Source organism: Eubacterium sp. ER2, assembly GCF_000765215.1.
Lineage (GTDB): Bacteria > Bacillota > Clostridia > Lachnospirales > Lachnospiraceae > Claveliimonas > Claveliimonas intestinigallinarum.
Genome location: NZ_JPJE01000025.1, coordinates 38,734 through 56,617 on the forward strand (window position 1 = coordinate 38,734; position 17,884 = coordinate 56,617).

17 protein-coding genes are annotated in these 17,884 nt (G+C 55.4%); 15 read left to right on the plus strand and 2 right to left on the minus strand.

All coding sequences use genetic code 11. The features are described from left to right. Window position 1: 1 nt before the first annotated feature. Window positions 2-736 carry a 1-acyl-sn-glycerol-3-phosphate acyltransferase gene (locus NI21_RS0109555; RefSeq protein ID WP_033126015.1) on the minus strand — a complete coding sequence of 245 codons (735 nt, stop codon included), beginning with the start codon at window positions 734-736 and terminating at the stop codon, window positions 2-4. A gap of 210 nt (window positions 737-946) precedes the next feature. On the opposite strand from NI21_RS0109555, the gene NI21_RS0109560 reads away from it, so the two are divergent. The 12 genes from NI21_RS0109560 to NI21_RS0109615 all read left to right on the plus strand — a co-directional run bounded on the left by NI21_RS0109560 (window position 947) and on the right by NI21_RS0109615 (window position 13,446). After that, window positions 947-1,357, plus strand: coding sequence for a protease complex subunit PrcB family protein (locus NI21_RS0109560; RefSeq protein WP_052084034.1), 411 nt, complete (start codon window positions 947-949; stop codon window positions 1,355-1,357). Window positions 1,358-1,368: 11 nt separating this feature from the next. Continuing rightward, window positions 1,369-2,928, plus strand: a complete 1,560-nt coding sequence (locus NI21_RS0109565) for an SPOCS domain-containing protein (protein WP_033126016.1) — start codon at window positions 1,369-1,371, stop codon at window positions 2,926-2,928. 32 nt (window positions 2,929-2,960) lie between these two features. Next, window positions 2,961-3,836 carry a 4-(cytidine 5'-diphospho)-2-C-methyl-D-erythritol kinase gene (gene ispE, locus NI21_RS0109570; RefSeq protein WP_033126017.1) on the plus strand — a complete coding sequence of 292 codons (876 nt, stop codon included), beginning with the start codon at window positions 2,961-2,963 and terminating at the stop codon, window positions 3,834-3,836. Next, window positions 3,837-4,514, plus strand: coding sequence for a GntR family transcriptional regulator (locus NI21_RS0109575; protein WP_033126018.1), 678 nt, complete (start codon window positions 3,837-3,839; stop codon window positions 4,512-4,514). 78 nt (window positions 4,515-4,592) lie between these two features. Then, a complete protein-coding gene (spoIIR, locus tag NI21_RS0109580; RefSeq protein WP_033126019.1) occupies window positions 4,593-5,246 on the plus strand; it encodes a stage II sporulation protein R in 654 nt (217 codons plus the stop codon). 67 nt (window positions 5,247-5,313) lie between these two features. Beyond that, a complete protein-coding gene (locus tag NI21_RS0109585; RefSeq protein ID WP_033126020.1) occupies window positions 5,314-6,501 on the plus strand; it encodes a cation diffusion facilitator family transporter in 1,188 nt (395 codons plus the stop codon). Window position 6,502: 1 nt separating this feature from the next. Beyond that, on the plus strand, window positions 6,503-7,219 hold the full coding sequence (locus tag NI21_RS0109590) for an acyl-[acyl-carrier-protein] thioesterase (RefSeq protein ID WP_033126021.1): 717 nt from the start codon (window positions 6,503-6,505) through the stop codon (window positions 7,217-7,219). Further along, on the plus strand, window positions 7,213-8,043 hold the full coding sequence (locus tag NI21_RS0109595; RefSeq protein WP_033126022.1) for a S1 RNA-binding domain-containing protein: 831 nt from the start codon (window positions 7,213-7,215) through the stop codon (window positions 8,041-8,043). Before NI21_RS0109590 ends, NI21_RS0109595 begins: the two co-directional genes overlap by 7 nt. 84 nt (window positions 8,044-8,127) lie before the next feature. Beyond that, entirely contained in the window at window positions 8,128-8,361 is a 234-nt protein-coding gene (locus tag NI21_RS0109600) for a hypothetical protein (protein ID WP_033126023.1), read from the plus strand. 81 nt (window positions 8,362-8,442) lie between these two features. Then, window positions 8,443-11,919 carry a DNA polymerase III subunit alpha gene (locus NI21_RS0109605; protein ID WP_033126024.1) on the plus strand — a complete coding sequence of 1,159 codons (3,477 nt, stop codon included), beginning with the start codon at window positions 8,443-8,445 and terminating at the stop codon, window positions 11,917-11,919. 69 nt (window positions 11,920-11,988) lie between these two features. Further along, window positions 11,989-12,969: a 6-phosphofructokinase gene (pfkA, locus tag NI21_RS0109610; protein WP_033126025.1), complete on the plus strand. Its 981-nt coding sequence runs from the start codon at window positions 11,989-11,991 to the stop codon at window positions 12,967-12,969. Beyond that, a complete protein-coding gene (locus tag NI21_RS0109615; RefSeq protein WP_033126026.1) occupies window positions 12,970-13,446 on the plus strand; it encodes a DUF1934 domain-containing protein in 477 nt (158 codons plus the stop codon). A gap of 64 nt (window positions 13,447-13,510) precedes the next feature. Here NI21_RS0109615 and NI21_RS0109620 read toward each other — a convergent pair whose 3' ends face one another. Next, on the minus strand, window positions 13,511-13,954 hold the full coding sequence (locus NI21_RS0109620) for a hypothetical protein (RefSeq protein WP_033126027.1): 444 nt from the start codon (window positions 13,952-13,954) through the stop codon (window positions 13,511-13,513). Between the two features lie 226 nt (window positions 13,955-14,180). Between NI21_RS0109620 and tig the strand changes: the two genes are divergently transcribed. The 3 genes from tig (at window position 14,181) to NI21_RS0109635 (ending at window position 17,722) form a co-directional block, all read left to right on the plus strand. Beyond that, complete coding sequence (tig, locus tag NI21_RS0109625) at window positions 14,181-15,236, plus strand: trigger factor (RefSeq protein ID WP_033126028.1); 1,056 nt, start codon at window positions 14,181-14,183, stop codon at window positions 15,234-15,236. A gap of 262 nt (window positions 15,237-15,498) precedes the next feature. Beyond that, entirely contained in the window at window positions 15,499-16,650 is a 1,152-nt protein-coding gene (locus NI21_RS0109630; RefSeq protein WP_033126029.1) for a hypothetical protein, read from the plus strand. 94 nt (window positions 16,651-16,744) lie between these two features. Next, complete coding sequence (locus NI21_RS0109635) at window positions 16,745-17,722, plus strand: site-specific integrase (RefSeq protein WP_052084035.1); 978 nt, start codon at window positions 16,745-16,747, stop codon at window positions 17,720-17,722. Window positions 17,723-17,884 lie beyond the last annotated feature (162 nt).

Consider the following 17,884-nt stretch of genomic DNA (forward strand, 5'->3'; position numbering starts at 1 on the left):
ATTAAACGAGGGACTGGTTTTTTATGATGGTCTCCTGAATGATGTTCTGGCAGTAGTCCCCCAGATGCCGCCGCGTCTGCTTATCAAGCTGGTTCGGGTAGATGGGCTTTCCGTACTCCAGCACCACATGGGTCTTTCTCACAAAGGGAAGGTGTCCCTCGAAGATGGCCTGTGTGTTGTTCATGGACATGGGGATGACGGCGCAGCCGGTCTTCTCCGCAATCTTCAGGGCTCCGTCCTTGAAGGGCAGCATGGACAGCTCCGCCCCCTTGTTCCTTGTGCCCTCAGGGAAGATGCAGATGGAGATGCCGTTCTTCACATAGTCGATGGCCTGCAGGATAGTCTTGAGCCCCTCCTTGGGGGTGCTCCTGTCCAGGAAGAGGCAGTAGAGATTTTTCATCCAGTCCCGCAGGAGAGGGTAGCGGAGCATCTCCTTTTTCGCCACATACCCGGTCAGCCGTCTGCACCTGGAGTAGGTCAGCAGGATGTCAAAATAGCTCCTGTGGTTTCCTATATAAAGGACTGGCTCGTCGGGCACATTTTCCTCCCCGATAACCGTCACCTTCACGCCCGCGATCTTCAGCATCAGCCGGAAGGTCCACTGCACCATCCGCAGGCAGGAGTAATCCTTCGCCCTCCGGTTCACCAGACCGACAAAATGTTCCACGATGAGAACCGGTATGCCGACGATGAGATAAACGAAAAGTACGATCACAATGGCAATAAATCTTATCATAATCCAGAAGCCTCTCCTTTGTATCTATCATTTTGTATCTATCATGATGCTGGGGCCAAAACCCCAGCTGCGATGCCTGCGGATTGTTCCGTGCCGCGCATTTCTACAATCCTACTCTGGCATCATACCATAAGCATCTTACCATAAAAATGTCATTTTTCAAAGGGGTGGCGTGTATGATAATAGAGAGAAAATCTATATGGTGAATATATGAAGGGACGGAGGATACTGTGCATATTTGCCGTGGCGGCCCTCCTGCTCTCCGGGTGCGGCGCCCGGCGGGCAGACATGGACAAAAAGGGGGATCTGGAGTACGAGACGGCCTGCGGCCCGGATCTTCCGGAGACCCTGAGGCAGAAGATAGAGGAGGAGAAGGCAGAGCCTTTCCTCGCGGCATACGGGGACGGGCAGCGGCTGTACATAGCTCTGGGGTATGGGGAGCAGGAGAGCGCTGGCTACAGTATTCAGATCGAGGAAGTGTATGAGACGGAGGACGCAGTCTTCATCCGCACCTGCCTGACAGGTCCGGATGAGGGGGAGGAGGTGGCGCAGGAGGCGGACTGCCCCTGGACGGCATTGGCGACAGGCTATACGGAAAAAAGAATTTTGTGGGAAATGTAAGGAGGAGCAAAATGGAGCAGATCAAAAAGACGGTCCGGGCAGGCCGGATCGGACCTGGTGTGACAGATCAGTTTTATGTAGATGAGGATATCAACATACCGGAGGCCAAATACGACGCCTCCCGGGTGGTGTACAGCAGCGGTCAGATCCATGTGGACGAGATACGCCCGGCGGAGCACTACGCCAGAGTGACAGGCAGGCTGGCCTACCAGATCCTCTACGAGACAGAGGGAGGGGCGGATCAGCTCTCCTCTCTGGCTGGCAGGCTGCCCTTTGAGGAGATGGTCTACATGGAGGAGGAGCCCCAGGACCAGCTTTTTGCCAGGGGAGCTATGGCGGAGGTCAGCGTGACCCTGATCAATTCCCGGAAAATGAACCTGAAGGCCTCCGTGGAACTGGAGATCGGGTCTGAGGGGGTGTCTGAGGAGCAGATCACCACGGACATGGAGGATGAGTCTCCTCTCTACAAAAAGTTCTCGGAGAAGGAGATCTTGGAGCTGTGCGGCGTGCAGAAGGATGTGTACCGCATCAAGGAGGAGATTCACCTGCCCGCGGCCAAGGAGAACATCGGCAGCCTCCTCCTGGGGGAGAGCGCCCTTAGGAAGCTGGATACCAGGCTGGAGGAAGGAGGCCTTGTGCTGCGGGGAGAGCTGCAGATCTTCTGCCTCTACGAGTCCCAGAATATGAAGACTGAGTGGGTGGAGCAGAGCGTGCCCTTCGAGGGGCGGCTGTCTTGCGACGGGGCGGAGGAGGAGATGTACCACTGCGTGTACGCCGCCCTGGGGGAGGACAGCATCGAGGCCAGGCTGGACGAGGACGGGGAGGTGCGCATCTTCGGGGTGGAGGCGTCCCTGGAGGTGCGCTGTTGCGTCTACCGGGAGGAGAAGATCCGGATCCTGGAGGATCTGTACGCGCCGGGGCGGCGGCTGATTCCCGAGCGGGAGGAGACGGCTCTGGAGAGCCTGGTCATGCAGAATCACTCAAAGTGCAGGCTGACGGAGCAGCTGAGCCTGCCGGAGATCCGGGAGGGGACGCTCCAGATCTGCCACAGCAGCGGCTTTCTGCAGATGGAGCCGGCCCAGATGCAGGGCGGGGAGATCCTTGCGGAGGGGGTGCTGAACGTCACCTTCCTCTACGTGCGGGCGGACGACGAGCAGCCCTTTGGAATCTGGCAGGGCATGGTGCCCTTCTCCCACTCCATCGAGTGCGGCGGCGCGTCGGATGAGATGCGCTGCGACATAGAGGGCAGCCTGGAGCAGCTCTCTGTCAGCCTGCTGGGAAGCGGGGAGGCGGAGGTAAAGGCGGCCCTGTCCTTCCAGGTATTCCTGCGAAGGCCCGAGAAAGTGGAGAACATCCTGGATGTGAGCGAGCAGCCGGTGGATCCGAAGGAGCTGGAAAACGCGCCCGGCATCGTGGGCTATATTGTGAAGGAAGGGGATACGCTGTGGGATCTGGCACGGCGGTACAACACTACGGAGGATGGCATAAGGGAGGTCAACGACCTGAAGGACGGGACCCTGAGAGCGGGAGAGAGGTTATTGATTTTTAAGGCAAACATGGGTATACTGTAAGTACACTGTATACAAGATACAAGGAGAGTACAATGGATAAACTGGAGTTGAAAGCACTGGGGAAGATCAATCTGGGACTTGACATTCTGGGCCGGAGGGAAAACGGCTACCACGATGTCAGGATGGTCATGCAGACGGTCTATCTCTACGACCGTGTGACCCTGGAGAAGACGCGGGAGCCGGGCATTGAAATTTCTACAAATCTGTCCTATCTGCCGGTCAATGAAAACAATATCGCCTACAAGGCGGCGGAGCTCCTGCGCGGCGAGTTTGGGATCCGGGAGGGGATCCGGATCACCCTGGAGAAGCACATCCCGGTGGCGGCCGGAATGGCGGGGGGAAGCTCCAACGCGGCGGCGGTGCTTTTCGGCATGAACCGGATGTTTGGCCTGGGACTCTCCGAGGAGGGACTGAAGGAGAGAGGCGTGACGCTGGGGGCAGATGTGCCCTACTGCATTATGCGGGGGACAGTCCTTGCGGAGGGGATCGGTGAGATCCTGACGCCCCTTCCCCCTCTGCCCAAATGCTACGTGTTGATCGCCAAGCCGCCCCTCTCGGCGTCCACCAGGACCGTGTACGAGAAGATTGACAGAGAGGGCATTAAGAGCCATCCGGATATCGACGGGATCCTTGCGGGACTTCAGGAGGGGGATCTGCAGCAGGTGGCCGGCAGCATGGGAAATGTGCTGGAGCAGGTCATGCTGGAGGAGCATCCGGTGCTGCAAAGGATCAAGGACGTGATGATCGGGGCCGGCGCCCTGAACGCCATGATGAGCGGAAGCGGCCCCACTGTATTCGGGATCTTTACTTCCCGGGGCAGGGCCAGGGCAGCGGCGGCCAGACTGAAGAGACAGACGCCTGTGAAGCAGGCCTATGTCACAAATGTACACAATGTCAGGAGGAAATAAATGAAGGAACCGAATTTTGAAGTCAGTATGAATGAGTACCTGCCGCTGCGGGACGTGGTATTCAACACACTGCGGCAGGCCATTTTGCGGGGGGAGCTCAAGCCCGGGGAAAGGCTCATGGAGATCCAGCTCGCCAACAAGCTGGGGGTCAGCCGGACCCCCATCCGCGAGGCCATCCGGAAGCTGGAGCTGGAGGGACTTGTGCTGATGATCCCCAGGAAGGGGGCTGAGGTGGCCGAGATCACAGAGAAGAGCCTGCGGGATGTGCTGGAGGTGCGCCGGGCTCTGGAGGAGCTGGCAGTGGAGCTGGTGTGCGAGAAGATCACAGACGAGCAGATCCAGGATCTGAAGGATGCCGCGGAGGAGTTTAAGGAGTCCTTGAAGGACGGGGATATCACCCGCATTGCAGAGGCAGACGTGAAGTTTCACGACGTCATCTACATGGCTACAGACAATCAGAAGCTGATCCAGCTCCTGAATAACCTGAGAGAGCAGATGTACCGGTACAGAGTGGAGTATCTGAAGCGGTCGGATTTCCATCAGCAGCTCATCGACGAGCACGAGGAGATCATCGAGACCATTGAGAGCGGCCAGAAGGACCGGGCGGTGCAGGTGGTGTGCCAGCACGTGGACAATCAGGTGGAGGCCGTGATGGATACCATCCGGACGAAAAAATAGAGGAGCCCTGCATAAAGACCAAAAAAACTGTGAAGACTCCTGATAGATCCCCGAGGGGACAGTCAGGAGGTACATAGTATGAGAAACAGGAACCGGAATAGAAGAAAGAAGGAGGCCATCTGTCTTGGCATTGCCCTCATATGCGGGGCTCTGCTGACAGGGCTCCTTCTTGTGCAGAGGGGGATGCTGGTGGAGGCCAGGGCCCGGAGAGCGGGACAGGAGCTGAGCCGGGAGGTGCTCCGCTTCCACGTGCTGGCTGACAGCGACAGCCCGGAGGATCAGCAGAGGAAGCTGGAGGTGAAGGAGGCGCTCCTTGCTTACATGGAAGAGGCCATGCCCCTGGATGCGGACCTGGAGGAGACCTGCTCCTGGGTCCGGGAGAACCTGGACAGCCTGGAGCAGACCGCGGAGGAGAGGCTCCGGGAGGAGGGGTGCTCTGACCCTGTCCGGGCTGAGCTTGTCCGGGATTATTTCCCGGAGAAGACCTACGGGGACGTTACCTTTCCGGCTGGGGAGTACACGGCGCTTCGGATCCTCATCGGAGCGGGACAGGGGCACAACTGGTGGTGCTGCCTCTACCCGTCTCTCTGCTTTACGGATGCGGTGACAGCCCATGTGCCCGAGGAGGAGAAGGAGGAGCTGGGCCGCGTCCTGGGGGAAGACGAGTACGACATGATCACGGCGTACTCAGATTTCAGGATCAGATGGTTCTTCTTCGGAGACCGGGACTAGAGCGGCAGACCTTTGGATCGCGGGACAGACGCGGCGCACAAAAGAGCATACTTGAGAGGAAAAAGACATGACAGAATTTTTGATCAGACATTTTGTAAAAGACTATGAGCAGACAGAGAAGGTGTCCGTCCGCACCCAGTATGGCACGCTGGCGTCGGTGGTGGGCATCTTCTGCAATGTGCTGCTATTTGCGGCCAAGGCTGTGATCGGCCTTCTGATGCACAGCATCTCCGTCACAGCGGACGCCTTCAACAACCTGTCCGACGCGGCCTCATCGGTTATCGGCCTGATCGGCGTGAAGATGGCGGGAAAGCCGGCGGACAGCGAACACCCCTTCGGCCACGGGCGGATGGAGTACATAACGGCTCTGGTAGTCTCCTTCCTTGTCATTGAAGTGGGCTTTACCTTTTTCAAGGACGCCATCGGCAGGATACGGGAGCCCCAGCACATGGAGTTCAGCATGGTGTCCGTGCTGATCCTGCTGCTGTCCATCTGCGTCAAGCTGTGGATGAGCTTCTTTAACAGGAAGCTGGGAAAACGGATCGACTCCAAGGTGATGCTGGCCACGGCGGCGGACGCCATCGGGGATGTCATCACCACGTCGGCCACGGTCTTTTCCCTCCTGTTCTTCAGCTTTACAGGGTGGAACATTGACGGCTTCATCGGACTGTGCGTGTCCCTTGTCGTCATGTGGGCCGGCATCGGCATTGCCCGGGATACCCTGAAGCCCCTCCTGGGGGAGGCCATCGACCCGGCGGACTACAAGAAGATATCCGGCTTTGTGGAGAGCTATGACGGGATCGTGGGAAGCCATGACCTGATCGTACATAACTACGGCCCCGGACGGAACATGGCTTCCATCCACGCCGAGGTGCCCAACGATGTGGACATAGAGACCTCCCATGAGATCATTGACCGCATCGAGAGGGACGCAGTGAGAGAGCTGGGCGTCTTCCTCGTCATCCATATGGATCCGGTGGAGACGAAGGACGAGAAGATCCTGCTCGTGAAGAGGCAGGTGCAGGAGACGGTGAGCAGTATCGATCCGGAGGTCTCCATCCATGACCTTCGGGTGGTGGAGGGAAAGGAGAGAGCCAATGTGATCTTCGACATGGTGGTTCCCTACCGCTACACGAAGGAAGAAGAAAAGGAACTGACAAAAAAGGTGAGAAAAGCACTCCAGCAGATCGACCACAGATATCAGTGCGTGATCACTACAGAAAAGAGCTACATAGCACAGGGAGAGGACGAGTAATATGTATGCATTTGACAGCAGGGTGAGGTTCAGTGAGGCAGACCACCACGAGACCATTACCCTTCCGGGGATCATCAATTATTTTCAGGACTGCAGTATTTTCCACTCAGAGGATGTGGGCCTTGGGATCGACTATCTGAAAGAGAAGAAGAGAGCCTGGGTGCTCACATCCTGGCAGATCGTTGTGGACCGGTATCCAAGGATCGGCGAGCGCATCCGGGTGGCCACCTGGGCCACGGAGTTCAACGGCCTGTACGGCTACAGAAATTTCTGCATGTGGGACGAGAAGGGGGAGAGGGCAGCCTGCGCCAACTCCATCTGGGCCTTTATGGATCTGGAGAAGGGGCGCCCGGTGAAGCCCCAGCCGGAGGATATAGAAAAATACGGCACGGAGGCGCCTCTGGAGATGGAGTACGCGCCGAGGAAGATCCGGCTCCCACAAAAGCTGGAGGAGGGAAGCGCGTTCCCGGTGCGTAAATATCACATTGACACAAACGAGCATGTCAACAACTGCCAGTATGTGCAGATGGCCCTGGAGGCGCTGCGTGAGGAGATGCTTGTGAGGCAGGTGCGGGTAGAATACAAAAGATCAGCTGTGCTGGGGGACATGATCTGTCCCAGGACGGCAAGGGAAGAAGAAAGGACAGTTGTGGAGCTGTGCAGTGCGGAGGGAAAGCCGTACGCAGTTGTGGAGCTGACAGGAGAAAAGAGATGTTAGAAAAAGAATTAGGGAAAAAACAGACGCTGACTGTGGTGAAGCAGACGGAGTTCGGCGTGTATCTGGGGACAGATGAGGAAAGGGTGCTGCTTCCCAGAAAGCAGGTGCCCGCAGGAACCCGGCTGGGAGACAAGATAGAGGTATTTCTCTACCGGGACTCACAGGACCGGATCATTGCCACCACTCATGAACCGAAGATCCAGCTCGGTGAGGTGAAGCTGCTGACGGTAAAGGATACCGCTCCCATCGGGGCCTTTCTGGACTGGGGGCTGGAGAAGGATCTCTTTCTCCCCTTTAAGCAGCAGACGGCAAAGGTGAGGAAGGGGGACGCCTGTCTTGTCAGTCTCTATGTGGACAAGAGCGGAAGGCTGTGCGCCACTATGAAGGTGTACGATAAGCTGGAGAAGAGATCCCCCTACAAAAAGGATGACAGAGTCACTGGCATCATCTACGAGAAGAGCCTGAACTTCGGCCTTTTCGTGGCTGTGGACGACCGGTACTGCGCCCTCATCCCCAAGAGGGAGGCCGCGGGAAAATATAAAGTGGGAGACCGCGTCGAGGCCCGTGTGACGGACGTGAAGCCTGACGGCAAGCTGGACTTAAGCCTGCGGGAGAAGGCCTTTATCCAGATGGACAGGGACGCGGAGGCTGTCATGGAAAAGCTGTTGGCAAACGGCGGGGAGCTCCCCTTCACGGACAAGGCGGATCCGGAGCTGATCCGGGCGGAGTTCGGCTTTGGCAAGAACGCCTTCAAGAGGGCGGTGGGACGCCTGCTCAAGGAGGGAAAAATCGAGATCCGAGAAAAAACCATTGCAATCCGGTGAGATGAGGTTATAATGGTGAGTGAGCAGGGGTGTCCGCTTGCGGGCAGTACCCATATATGAATCTGAGAGAAAGGAACAAAGAGCATGAAAGTACAGAATATTACCGATATCGATAAGTTTTTTAAGGTCGTTGACGACTGCAAGGGAAGAGTGGAGCTGGTGACAGGTGAGGGAGACAGACTGAATCTGAAGTCCAAGCTGTCTCAGTACGTGTCCATGGCCAACATATTCTCCAACGGCGAGATCCCGGAGCTGGAGATCATCGCATACGAGAAAGAGGATATTGACAGACTGGTAAGCTTTATGATCAACGGGTAGTGAAACACAGAATTCTTGCGCCTCCCTTTCAAACGTAGTACAATATTTCCAAGTACCACGTCTGAAAGGGAGGCTTTTTATATGAGTTTTGCGCATCTGCACGTCCACACAGAGTACAGTCTGCTGGACGGATCCAATAAAATAAAGGAATGTATCTCCCGGGTGAAGGAGCTGGGCATGGACAGCGTGGCCATCACGGACCACGGCGTCATGTACGGCGTGATCGACTTTTACAAGGCGGCCAAGGCGGCTGGAATCAAGCCGGTGCTTGGGTGCGAGGTGTATGTGGCCCCCGGCTCCCGCTTTGACAAGGAGGCCAGAGGCAACAGCGAGAGCAGGTACTACCACCTTGTGCTGCTGGCGGAAAATGACACCGGCTACCATAACCTGATGAAGCTGGTCTCCCGGGGATTTACGGAGGGCTACTACTACAAGCCCAGGGTGGACATGGAGCTCCTTCAGGAGTTTCACGAGGGGATTATCGCCCTCAGCGCCTGCCTGGCGGGGGAAGTGGCCAGAAATATCGTGCAGGGACTCTATGAGGAGGCCAAGGAGGCGGCCCTGCGGTATGAGAAAATCTTTGGAAAGGGCAATTTTTTCCTGGAGCTCCAGGATCACGGCATGTCCCAGCAGCAGATGGTGAACCAGGCTCTTGTGCGCATGAGCCGGGAGACGGGGATCCAGCTGGTGGCTACCAACGACGTCCATTACACCTATGCGGACGACGTGAAGCCCCACGATATCCTCCTCTGCCTCCAGACAGGAAAAAAGCTGGCGGACGAGGACCGGATGCGCTACGAGGGCGGCCAGTACTACATCAAGTCCGAGGAGGAGATGAGGGAACTCTTCCCCTACGCCCTGGAGGCTCTGGAGAACACCCAGAAGATCGCGGACCGGTGCAATGTGGAGATCGAGTTCGGCGTGACCAAGCTGCCCAAGTACGATGTGCCGGAGGGATACACCTCCTGGGAATACTTAAATGAACTGTGCCACAAAGGGCTGGAGGAGAGGTACAGCCCTGTCACAGAGGAGCTGAAGGAGCGGCTGAAATACGAGCTGTCCGTCATCCACGACATGGGCTATGTGGACTATTTCCTCATTGTGTGGGACTTTATCAAATACGCCAGGGACAACGACATTATGGTGGGACCCGGCCGTGGGTCCGCTGCCGGCAGCATTGTGGCCTACTGCCTGGGCATCACCAGCATCGATCCCATCCGGTACCAGCTCCTCTTTGAGAGGTTCCTCAACCCGGAACGTGTGTCCATGCCGGATATTGACGTGGACTTCTGCTTTGAGAGAAGGCAGGAGGTCATCGACTATGTGGTGCGCAAGTACGGCCCTGACCGGGTGGTGCAGATCGTCACCTTCGGTACTCTGGCGGCCCGGGGCGTCCTTAGGGATGTGGGCAGGGTCATGGATCTGCCCTACGCCTTTGTGGACACCATTGCGAAAATGGTTCCCACAGAGCTGAACATCACCCTGGACAAGGCCCTTGCCATGAATCCGGAGCTGAAGAAGCTGTACGAGGAGGACAGCCAGGTGCGGGAGCTTGTGGACATGTCCAAGAGGCTGGAGGGACTGCCAAGGCACACCTCCATGCACGCGGCCGGCGTGGTCATCAGCCAGAAGGCGGTGGACGAGTACGTGCCCCTGTCTCTTGGCTCTGACGGCTCCGTGACCACCCAGTTTACCATGACCACCCTGGAGGAGCTGGGGCTTCTGAAAATGGATTTCCTGGGCCTTCGGACCCTGACGGTGATCCAGAACGCGGTGGAGCTGGCCCAGAAGAGCACAGGAAAAGAGATTGATATACACAGCATCGACTACAATGACAAGGAGGTGCTGGACTCCATCGGCACGGGAAAGACAGACGGCGTGTTCCAGCTTGAGAGCACCGGGATGAAGAGCTTCATGAAGGAGCTGAAGCCCCAGAGTCTGGAGGATATCATTGCCGGGATTTCCCTGTACCGGCCCGGCCCCATGGACTTTATCCCCCAGTATATCAGGGGAAAAAACAACCCGGAGCTGATCACCTACGACTGCCCCCAGCTGGAGCCGATCCTGGCACCCACCTACGGGTGCATTGTCTACCAGGAGCAGGTTATGCAGATCGTCCGGGATCTGGCCGGCTACACCCTGGGACGAAGCGACCTTCTGCGCCGCGCCATGTCCAAGAAAAAGGGAGATGTGATGCAGAAGGAGCGGCAGAACTTTGTCTATGGCAACCCGGAGGAGGGAGTGCCCGGCTGTGTGAACAATGGCATAGATGAGAAGACGGCCAACAAGATTTACGACGAGATGATTGATTTCGCAAAATACGCCTTCAACAAGTCCCACGCGGCGGCCTACGCGGTGGTCTCCTACCAGACCGCCTGGCTGAAGTACTACTACCCGGTGGAATTTATGGCGGCTCTCATGACATCCGTGATTGAAAATCCATCCAAGGTGGCAGAATATATTTACAGCTGCCGCCAGATGGGCATTGACATCCTGCCCCCTGACATCAACAAGGGCGAGGGCAATTTCTCTGTGGACGGAGGCAATATCCGGTATGGCCTGGCAGCTATCAAGAGCATCGGGAAGCCGGTGATCCACTCCATCATCGAGGAGAGGGAACAAAACGGCCTCTTCCGCAGCCTGAAGGATTTCATCGAGAGAATGTCTGGAAAGGACGTGAACAGGCGCACCATCGAGAACTTCATCAAGGCGGGGGCCTTTGACGGGCTGGGAGGCACAAGGCGGCAGTTCATGGCCATCTACGTGCAGATCCTGGACCAGGTGAACCAGGAGAGAAAATACTCCATGACCGGTCAGATGTCCCTTTTTGACCTGGTGGATGATGAGCAGAAGAAGGAGTTTGACATTCCCCTCCCGGACGTGGGCGAGTATGACAAGGAGACAAAGCTGGCCTTTGAGAAGGAGGTCAGTGGCGTGTATCTGACCGGCCATCCCCTGGAGGACTACGAGGAGAAGTGGAAGAAAAATATTTCCAGAACCACCCTGGACTTTCAGATCGATGACTCTACCGGCCGCTCCAAGGTCCGGGACGGCGCCAGGGAGACAGTGGGCGGCATGATCACGGCAAAGACCATCAAGCACACGAAAAACAATAAGATGATGGCCTTCCTAACTCTGGAGGATCTGGCGGGCACGGTGGAGATCGTCGTATTTCCCCGGGATTACGAGAAATACCAGCGGATGCTGGGGCAGGATGACAAGGTGTTTATCCGGGGCAGAGTGTCCGAGGAGGACGACGCCCCCAGCAAGCTCATCTGCGAGAGCGTGGTGCCTTTTGAGCAGACGAAGAAGGAGCTGTGGATCCAGTATAAGGACAAAGCCTCTTACATGGAGGACGAAGAGCATCTCTTTGACATGCTCCGGGCCTCCGACGGGGACGACTCGGTGGTTATTTACTGCCGGGCGGAGAAGGCGGTGAAGCGTCTTCCGGCCGGAAAAAATATTTATATTGAGCCTGGAATACTGAGCAGATTGACGAATTATTTCGGAGAAAGTTGTGTAAAAGTTGTAGAAAAACCCATTGAAAGCATAAGGTAGATAATGTAGAATGGTAAAGAATAAGAGAAAGATCCAGATTATGAATACACGACAAATGGAGGAAAAATCATGGCAGAGAAGAAGGTAATTCGTACGATCGGAGTTTTGACAAGCGGCGGTGACGCCCCTGGAATGAACGCTGCGATCCGTGCGGTAGTGAGGACAGCTTTAGGGAAAGGCTTAAAGGTAAGGGGTATCCGCAAGGGATATCAGGGACTTCTGGATGAAGAGATCATAGACCTGACTGCGAGAGATGTATCCGACACGATCCAGAGAGGAGGCACCATTCTGCAGACAGCCCGCTGTGAGGAGATGCGCACAGAGGAGGGACAGCAGAAGGCTGCGGCTATCTGTAAGAAATACGGCATTGACGGCCTGGTAGTCATCGGAGGAGACGGCTCCTTCGCGGGCGCTCAGAAGCTGGCAAACCTGGGGATCAACACCATCGGTATCCCGGGAACCATCGACCTGGACATCGCCTGTACAGAATATACGATTGGATTTGACACAGCTGTAAACACAGCTATGGAGGCTATTGACAAGGTAAGAGATACTTCCACATCCCACGAGAGATGCTCCATCATCGAGGTTATGGGAAGAGACGCCGGATGGCTGGCCCTGTGGTGCGGTATCGCCAACGGCGCTGAGAGGATCCTTCTTCCCGAGGAGCACGACTTTGATGAGGCCGCGATCATCGCGGACATCCAGGAGTGCAGAAAGCGTGGAAAGAAGAACTATATCATCATCAACGCGGAGGGAATCGGCGGCTCCATTGAGCTGGCCAAGAGAATTGAGGCGGCCACAGGCATGGAGACAAGAGCCACCATCCTGGGACACATGCAGCGCGGCGGAAGCCCCACATGTAAGGACCGTGTGTACGCTTCCATCATGGGCGCGAAGGCGGTAGATCTTCTGATTGAGGGCAAGAGCAACCGCGTAGTTGGATACAAAGGCGGCGAGTATGTGGACTTTGATATCAACGAGGCGCTGAATATGCAGAAACAGATTCCTGCTTATCAGTATGAGATCGCGAGAGAGCTGGCACTGTAAATGACAAAGGATGTATTGATCAGTATTTCCGGACTCCACTTCGGTGCAGGGGAGGAGAACGGGGAGGGCGAGCCGGTGGAGATCATCACTCCGGCCGCCTATTATCTGAAGAATGACAGGCACTACGTACTCTACGACGAGGTTGTGGAGGGCGTGCCCGGCACGGTCAAAAATACGATCAAGATCATAGGCGACAGCCTGTTCGAGGTGCGCAAAAGCGGGATCGCCAACGCCCGGATGGTGTTTGAGAAGGGCAGGATGAACATGACCGCCTACGAGACGCCTTACGGGGAAATGATGGTGGGCATCCACACGAGAGATATCACCACCGAGGTGTCAGAGGACAGGATCGACGTACACATCAGCTACGCCCTGGACATCAACAGCGAGCCCCTGTCTGACTGTGAGATAGATGTGACCATCCGCCCGGTGCAGCCGGCACAGCCGGCGCAGGGTTCTGCCCCGGAGCAGATATAAAACCAGAAAAAAACTCCAGGCCTTTCAGCCTGGAGTTTTTTTGCCTCATTATACATGATACGTACTATATTTTGTCCCGAAGCCTAGCGATAAAGCCCTTCTTCTTCGGGGGCGCTTCCAGAGGACCGCGCAGGCCTCTCACCGCTGTGATATAGATGCCGCTCACGGTTGCCTTGACTTCCTTTTTCACGGGAATCAGGGGATACACCTTTGAGTCGCACATCAGCGTCATGATCTTTGGCCCAACCTTTGCCTTCACAACCGGCACCTTGGACCGGCGCAGATACTTGGGTGTGTTTTCCAGCACGATGGAAGGAAAGCCTGCGTCTCTCAGGCGCATGGTACGCTTGTCAATGATAAGCATGGTAACTGTCTGTGCCGCGGCGTCCAGCTGCTCCTGCTGCTCAGCCTGTCTCCTCTCCGCCTTTCTGCCGAGGAAGTACAGCACGATACACGCAATGATCAAAACGACCAGAATTACTAACAAAACAATCGTCAATGTATTCACGGGGAAACCTCCTCACTATGTAATAATCGCACAGTATATTTTAACATTGTTTAGGGGGTTGCGCAATGTTTTTCTTGGAGAGATTTGGCCTTTTGCGGGGAAAGACAATGAAAAAAGCATAAACTTACTTTTATTCAAAAGCGGGATGTGCTATACTGATACGAGTATCCGGTAAAGATGAAAGACAGGGTACGGAAGAAATCATAAACGATTAAGAGGTGTAGACATGAAAAGAAAAGCAGCGCTTTTACTGGCCGGCATGCTGGTATGCTCCGCCGCGCTGGTAGGATGCTCCGGCAGCAACCAGGCGTCAAATGACTATGTGACTGTCGGCGGCTACAAAGGGATAGAAGTGGACAAGGTGGCAGATCAGGAGGAAGTGACAGACGAGGATATTGACAACTATATAGCCTCTGTTCAGCAGCAGAATGCCCAGGAGGTGACAGACCGCCCTGTCCAGGAGGGAGACATTGCCAACATTGACTTTGTGGGCAAGATGGACGGACAGGAGTTCGACGGCGGCTCCGGTCAGGGCTATGATCTGACCATCGGCTCCGGCCAGTTTATCGATGGATTTGAGGACAGCATTATCGGGCACAATGTGGGAGAGACCTTTGACTGGAATGGTCAGTTTCCGGATCCCTATACTAGAAACCCGGATTTCTCCGGCAAGCCGGTGACATTTACCATCACAGTCAACTCTATCAGCACCCTTCCCGAGGTAAACGATGACTTTGTGAAGACCGTGTCTGATGAGTCAACGACAGTGGACGAGTACAGAGAGGAAGTCAAGAAAACTCTGGAGGAGTCCGCAAAGGACAACTACGACTACAGCCTGCAGGCAGAGGCCTGGGACGCGGTTCTTGAGAAGGCAGAGGTAGAGAAGTATCCGGAGGATGAGGTGAACGAGATCAAGGATCAGCTCATTCAGCAGTACAAGGACGCGGCAGAGTCCTACGGCATGACCTACGAGGACTTTATCTCAAGCCAGATGAACACGGATGTGGCCAGCTTTGAAAAGCAGGCGGAGGAGGCAGCTCAGCAGTCTATCAAGCAGAAGTATGTCGCCGAGGCCATCGCGGATAAGGAGAAGCTGACGCCTACAGATGAGGAGTACGAGGAGCATTTCCAGGAGCTGGCAGAGTCCTACGGCTTTGAGGATGTGGACGCGCTGAAGCAGGCGGCCTCAGAGGATGACCTGAAGGACATGGTGCTCCAGCAGATCGTGCAGGAGTGGCTGGCGGACAACTGCATACAGGTGGTCAATGACTCGGCGGAGTAGATGGAAGGGCCGGGTCAGGCTACAGACAAAGAGATTTTCAGGCAGGGCGTGGCTCTGCCTTTTTTATACTTCCAGGCATAAAGTACTGCTTGACAGTATATTGTAATTAATAAATTTGGCACATGTGTCAAAAATATTCAATGGAAGAGGCTCTGTATGGAGATTAGGAGAGAACAGCCTGAAGCTACAGACAGTATTTACCCAGATTTAACAATAACCCTCCTGTTTGCTTGCTATAATGAGAGCAGACAGGAGGGTTATTATGCACAAAGACAGCAGATTTATGAGAGAGCACCCGGTTGCCCTGATCGCACTGATCATAACCGTCGTGTGCCTGGCAGCAGGACTTTCCACAGGTGTCTCGGGGTTCCTGGGAGGAAAAGAGGGAATTTCCGGTTACATTTCCACCTGGGCCTGGAGGCTGGGAGTATCCTTTGCGGCTCTGTCCGCAGCGGCGTACATTGTTGTTCGGGGGATGAACGCAAACAAGCAGAAGGGACGGAGCATAGTCCGCACCGCCCTCATGGCCCTGGGAGTGGCGGTGTGCCTGCTTCTGGTGATCTGGCTGCTGCAGGCACCTATACGAGACATTCCCTATCTGATGGCGCCGGAAGGCGCCTATGTGCGCCAGCTCAGCTATGATGTGAGCACTGGTGAAGACACAGATCATTACTATGTGGAAGGGATCAGCGCAGAGGGAAAAGAGGTGCGTTTTCAGGTAAACAGATCCACGTACAGGCAAGGAAAAGAGCTGCTGGAGGAAAATCCGGGAGTGATCATGAAAATTGACTATCTTCCCCACACAGATGTGGTGATGGAACTGGATTACAAGGAAAATCTTGACCGAGCGGCCTATCAGGACAGGATCAGCCCGGAGCTCTCGGACAACCCTGAAAGCTTTCAGATCCAGATCGGACAGGATGTGTTTACAGTGCCCGTGGCAGTCAGCAGGCTGCGGGAGAAGGGCTGGAATTTTGTGAGTCAGGAGGAGGCAAATACAATGGTCGCATCTATTTTCGCCCCCTGGGAGAGCCGCTTTGAAGACCATCCCCTGATCCACCTTGTCAACGACAGCGGACAGACCATCACAGTATTTGTCCGCAATACGGCGGACCACGAGGCCCCTGCGCAGGACTGCATGGCAGATGTGATTTCCCTGAGCAATGACAATCTGGAATACGAGGGGATCGATGTGTTCCTTCCCGGAGAGCTGATCCTGTCCTGGTCCGGGAAAGAACAGATGACAGAGCAATACGGGAGACCGGATGAGATAAATGAGCTGGGAGATTATGAGACAGAATATACCTATCACCTTTTGGGAGAAGAGTACGGGCACAGGCTGCGGCTGGGCTACGGGGCAAATGATCTTCTGAACTCTATCTGGATAGAAAATTGGATAGAGGCGGATGATTGAAAAACGGGGCTGAAAACGTACAGAGACACACGGAATAGAATCCCGCTAAACCGTCCGATATAATTTTTACAAAAACGAGAGGACGGTTAGATCAATGGAGAACAAAAGAGACATGTGCGCGCTGCGCCGACAGGAGCTGGCCCACATAGCGGCCTTCTGGCTGGAAAATGTCAGGAAGAGGATCAAGGAATCCTCCTACATCAAGTACGGGAACCTGCTTAAAAATCACATTTTACCGGAGCTTGGAGAACTGTATGTCACAGAGATCTCCACAGAGCGGGTGGACCACTTTGTCCGGAGCAAGCTGCTGGAAGGGCGCAAGGATCACAGGGGCGGCCTGACCGAGAAGACCGTGAAGGATATACTGGCGGTCCTGAAGGAGGTATGCGGCTTTGCCGTGCAGCTGGGCTATGAGATTCCCTGCCGGTTTGAGCTGATACGGCTGCGCCAGAGGGAGGGACAGATCCGGATACTGGACAGGGAGGAGCAGAGAGCGCTGGGAGCCTTTCTCTTCCAGGATGAGGGGCTTTTAAAGACAGGGGTTCTTCTCAGCCTCTACATGGGGCTGCGGATCGGGGAGGTCTGCGCCCTCAGGCGGGAGCACATCCGCTATGAGGAGGCGGTGATCCAGGTGCGGCTTACCATGCAGCGCATCCAGGATCCGGAGGCGCCCGGCGGGAAAAGGACCAAGATCATAGTGACAGCTCCAAAGAGCGGTAAATCCCTGCGGGACATCCCCATCCCGCAGCCGCTTTTTGGAAGGCTTCTCGCTCTTTCAGAAGATGTACCGGACAACGCCTATGTCCTTACCGGGCGGCCGGATCGGTTCATAGAGCCCAGGACAATGGAAAATGTGTTTAAGCGATACCTGAGAGAATGTCACATGCCGGACATCAACTACCATGCCCTCCGGCACACCTTTGCCACCCGGTGCATTGAGAGTGGATTTGATGTGAAGACGCTCAGCGAGATCCTGGGGCATGCCAACGTAAATATCACCCTGAACAGGTATGTCCACTCCTCCATGGAGCGCAAGCGGGAGAATATGGGCAGACTTCAGGTGCTGTACTAAAGCAAAAAGCCATTGCCTGGCCGGTGAAGAGTAACTCTTCATCTGTCAGGCAATGGCTTTTTTCGTAGAGTAATCAGCTCTACGAAACCGAAGCTATTATAACGCATTTTTTTTTATAATTCAACAGGGAACCTTTGCCGGTGTGTTAAGTTTGTGTAAGAT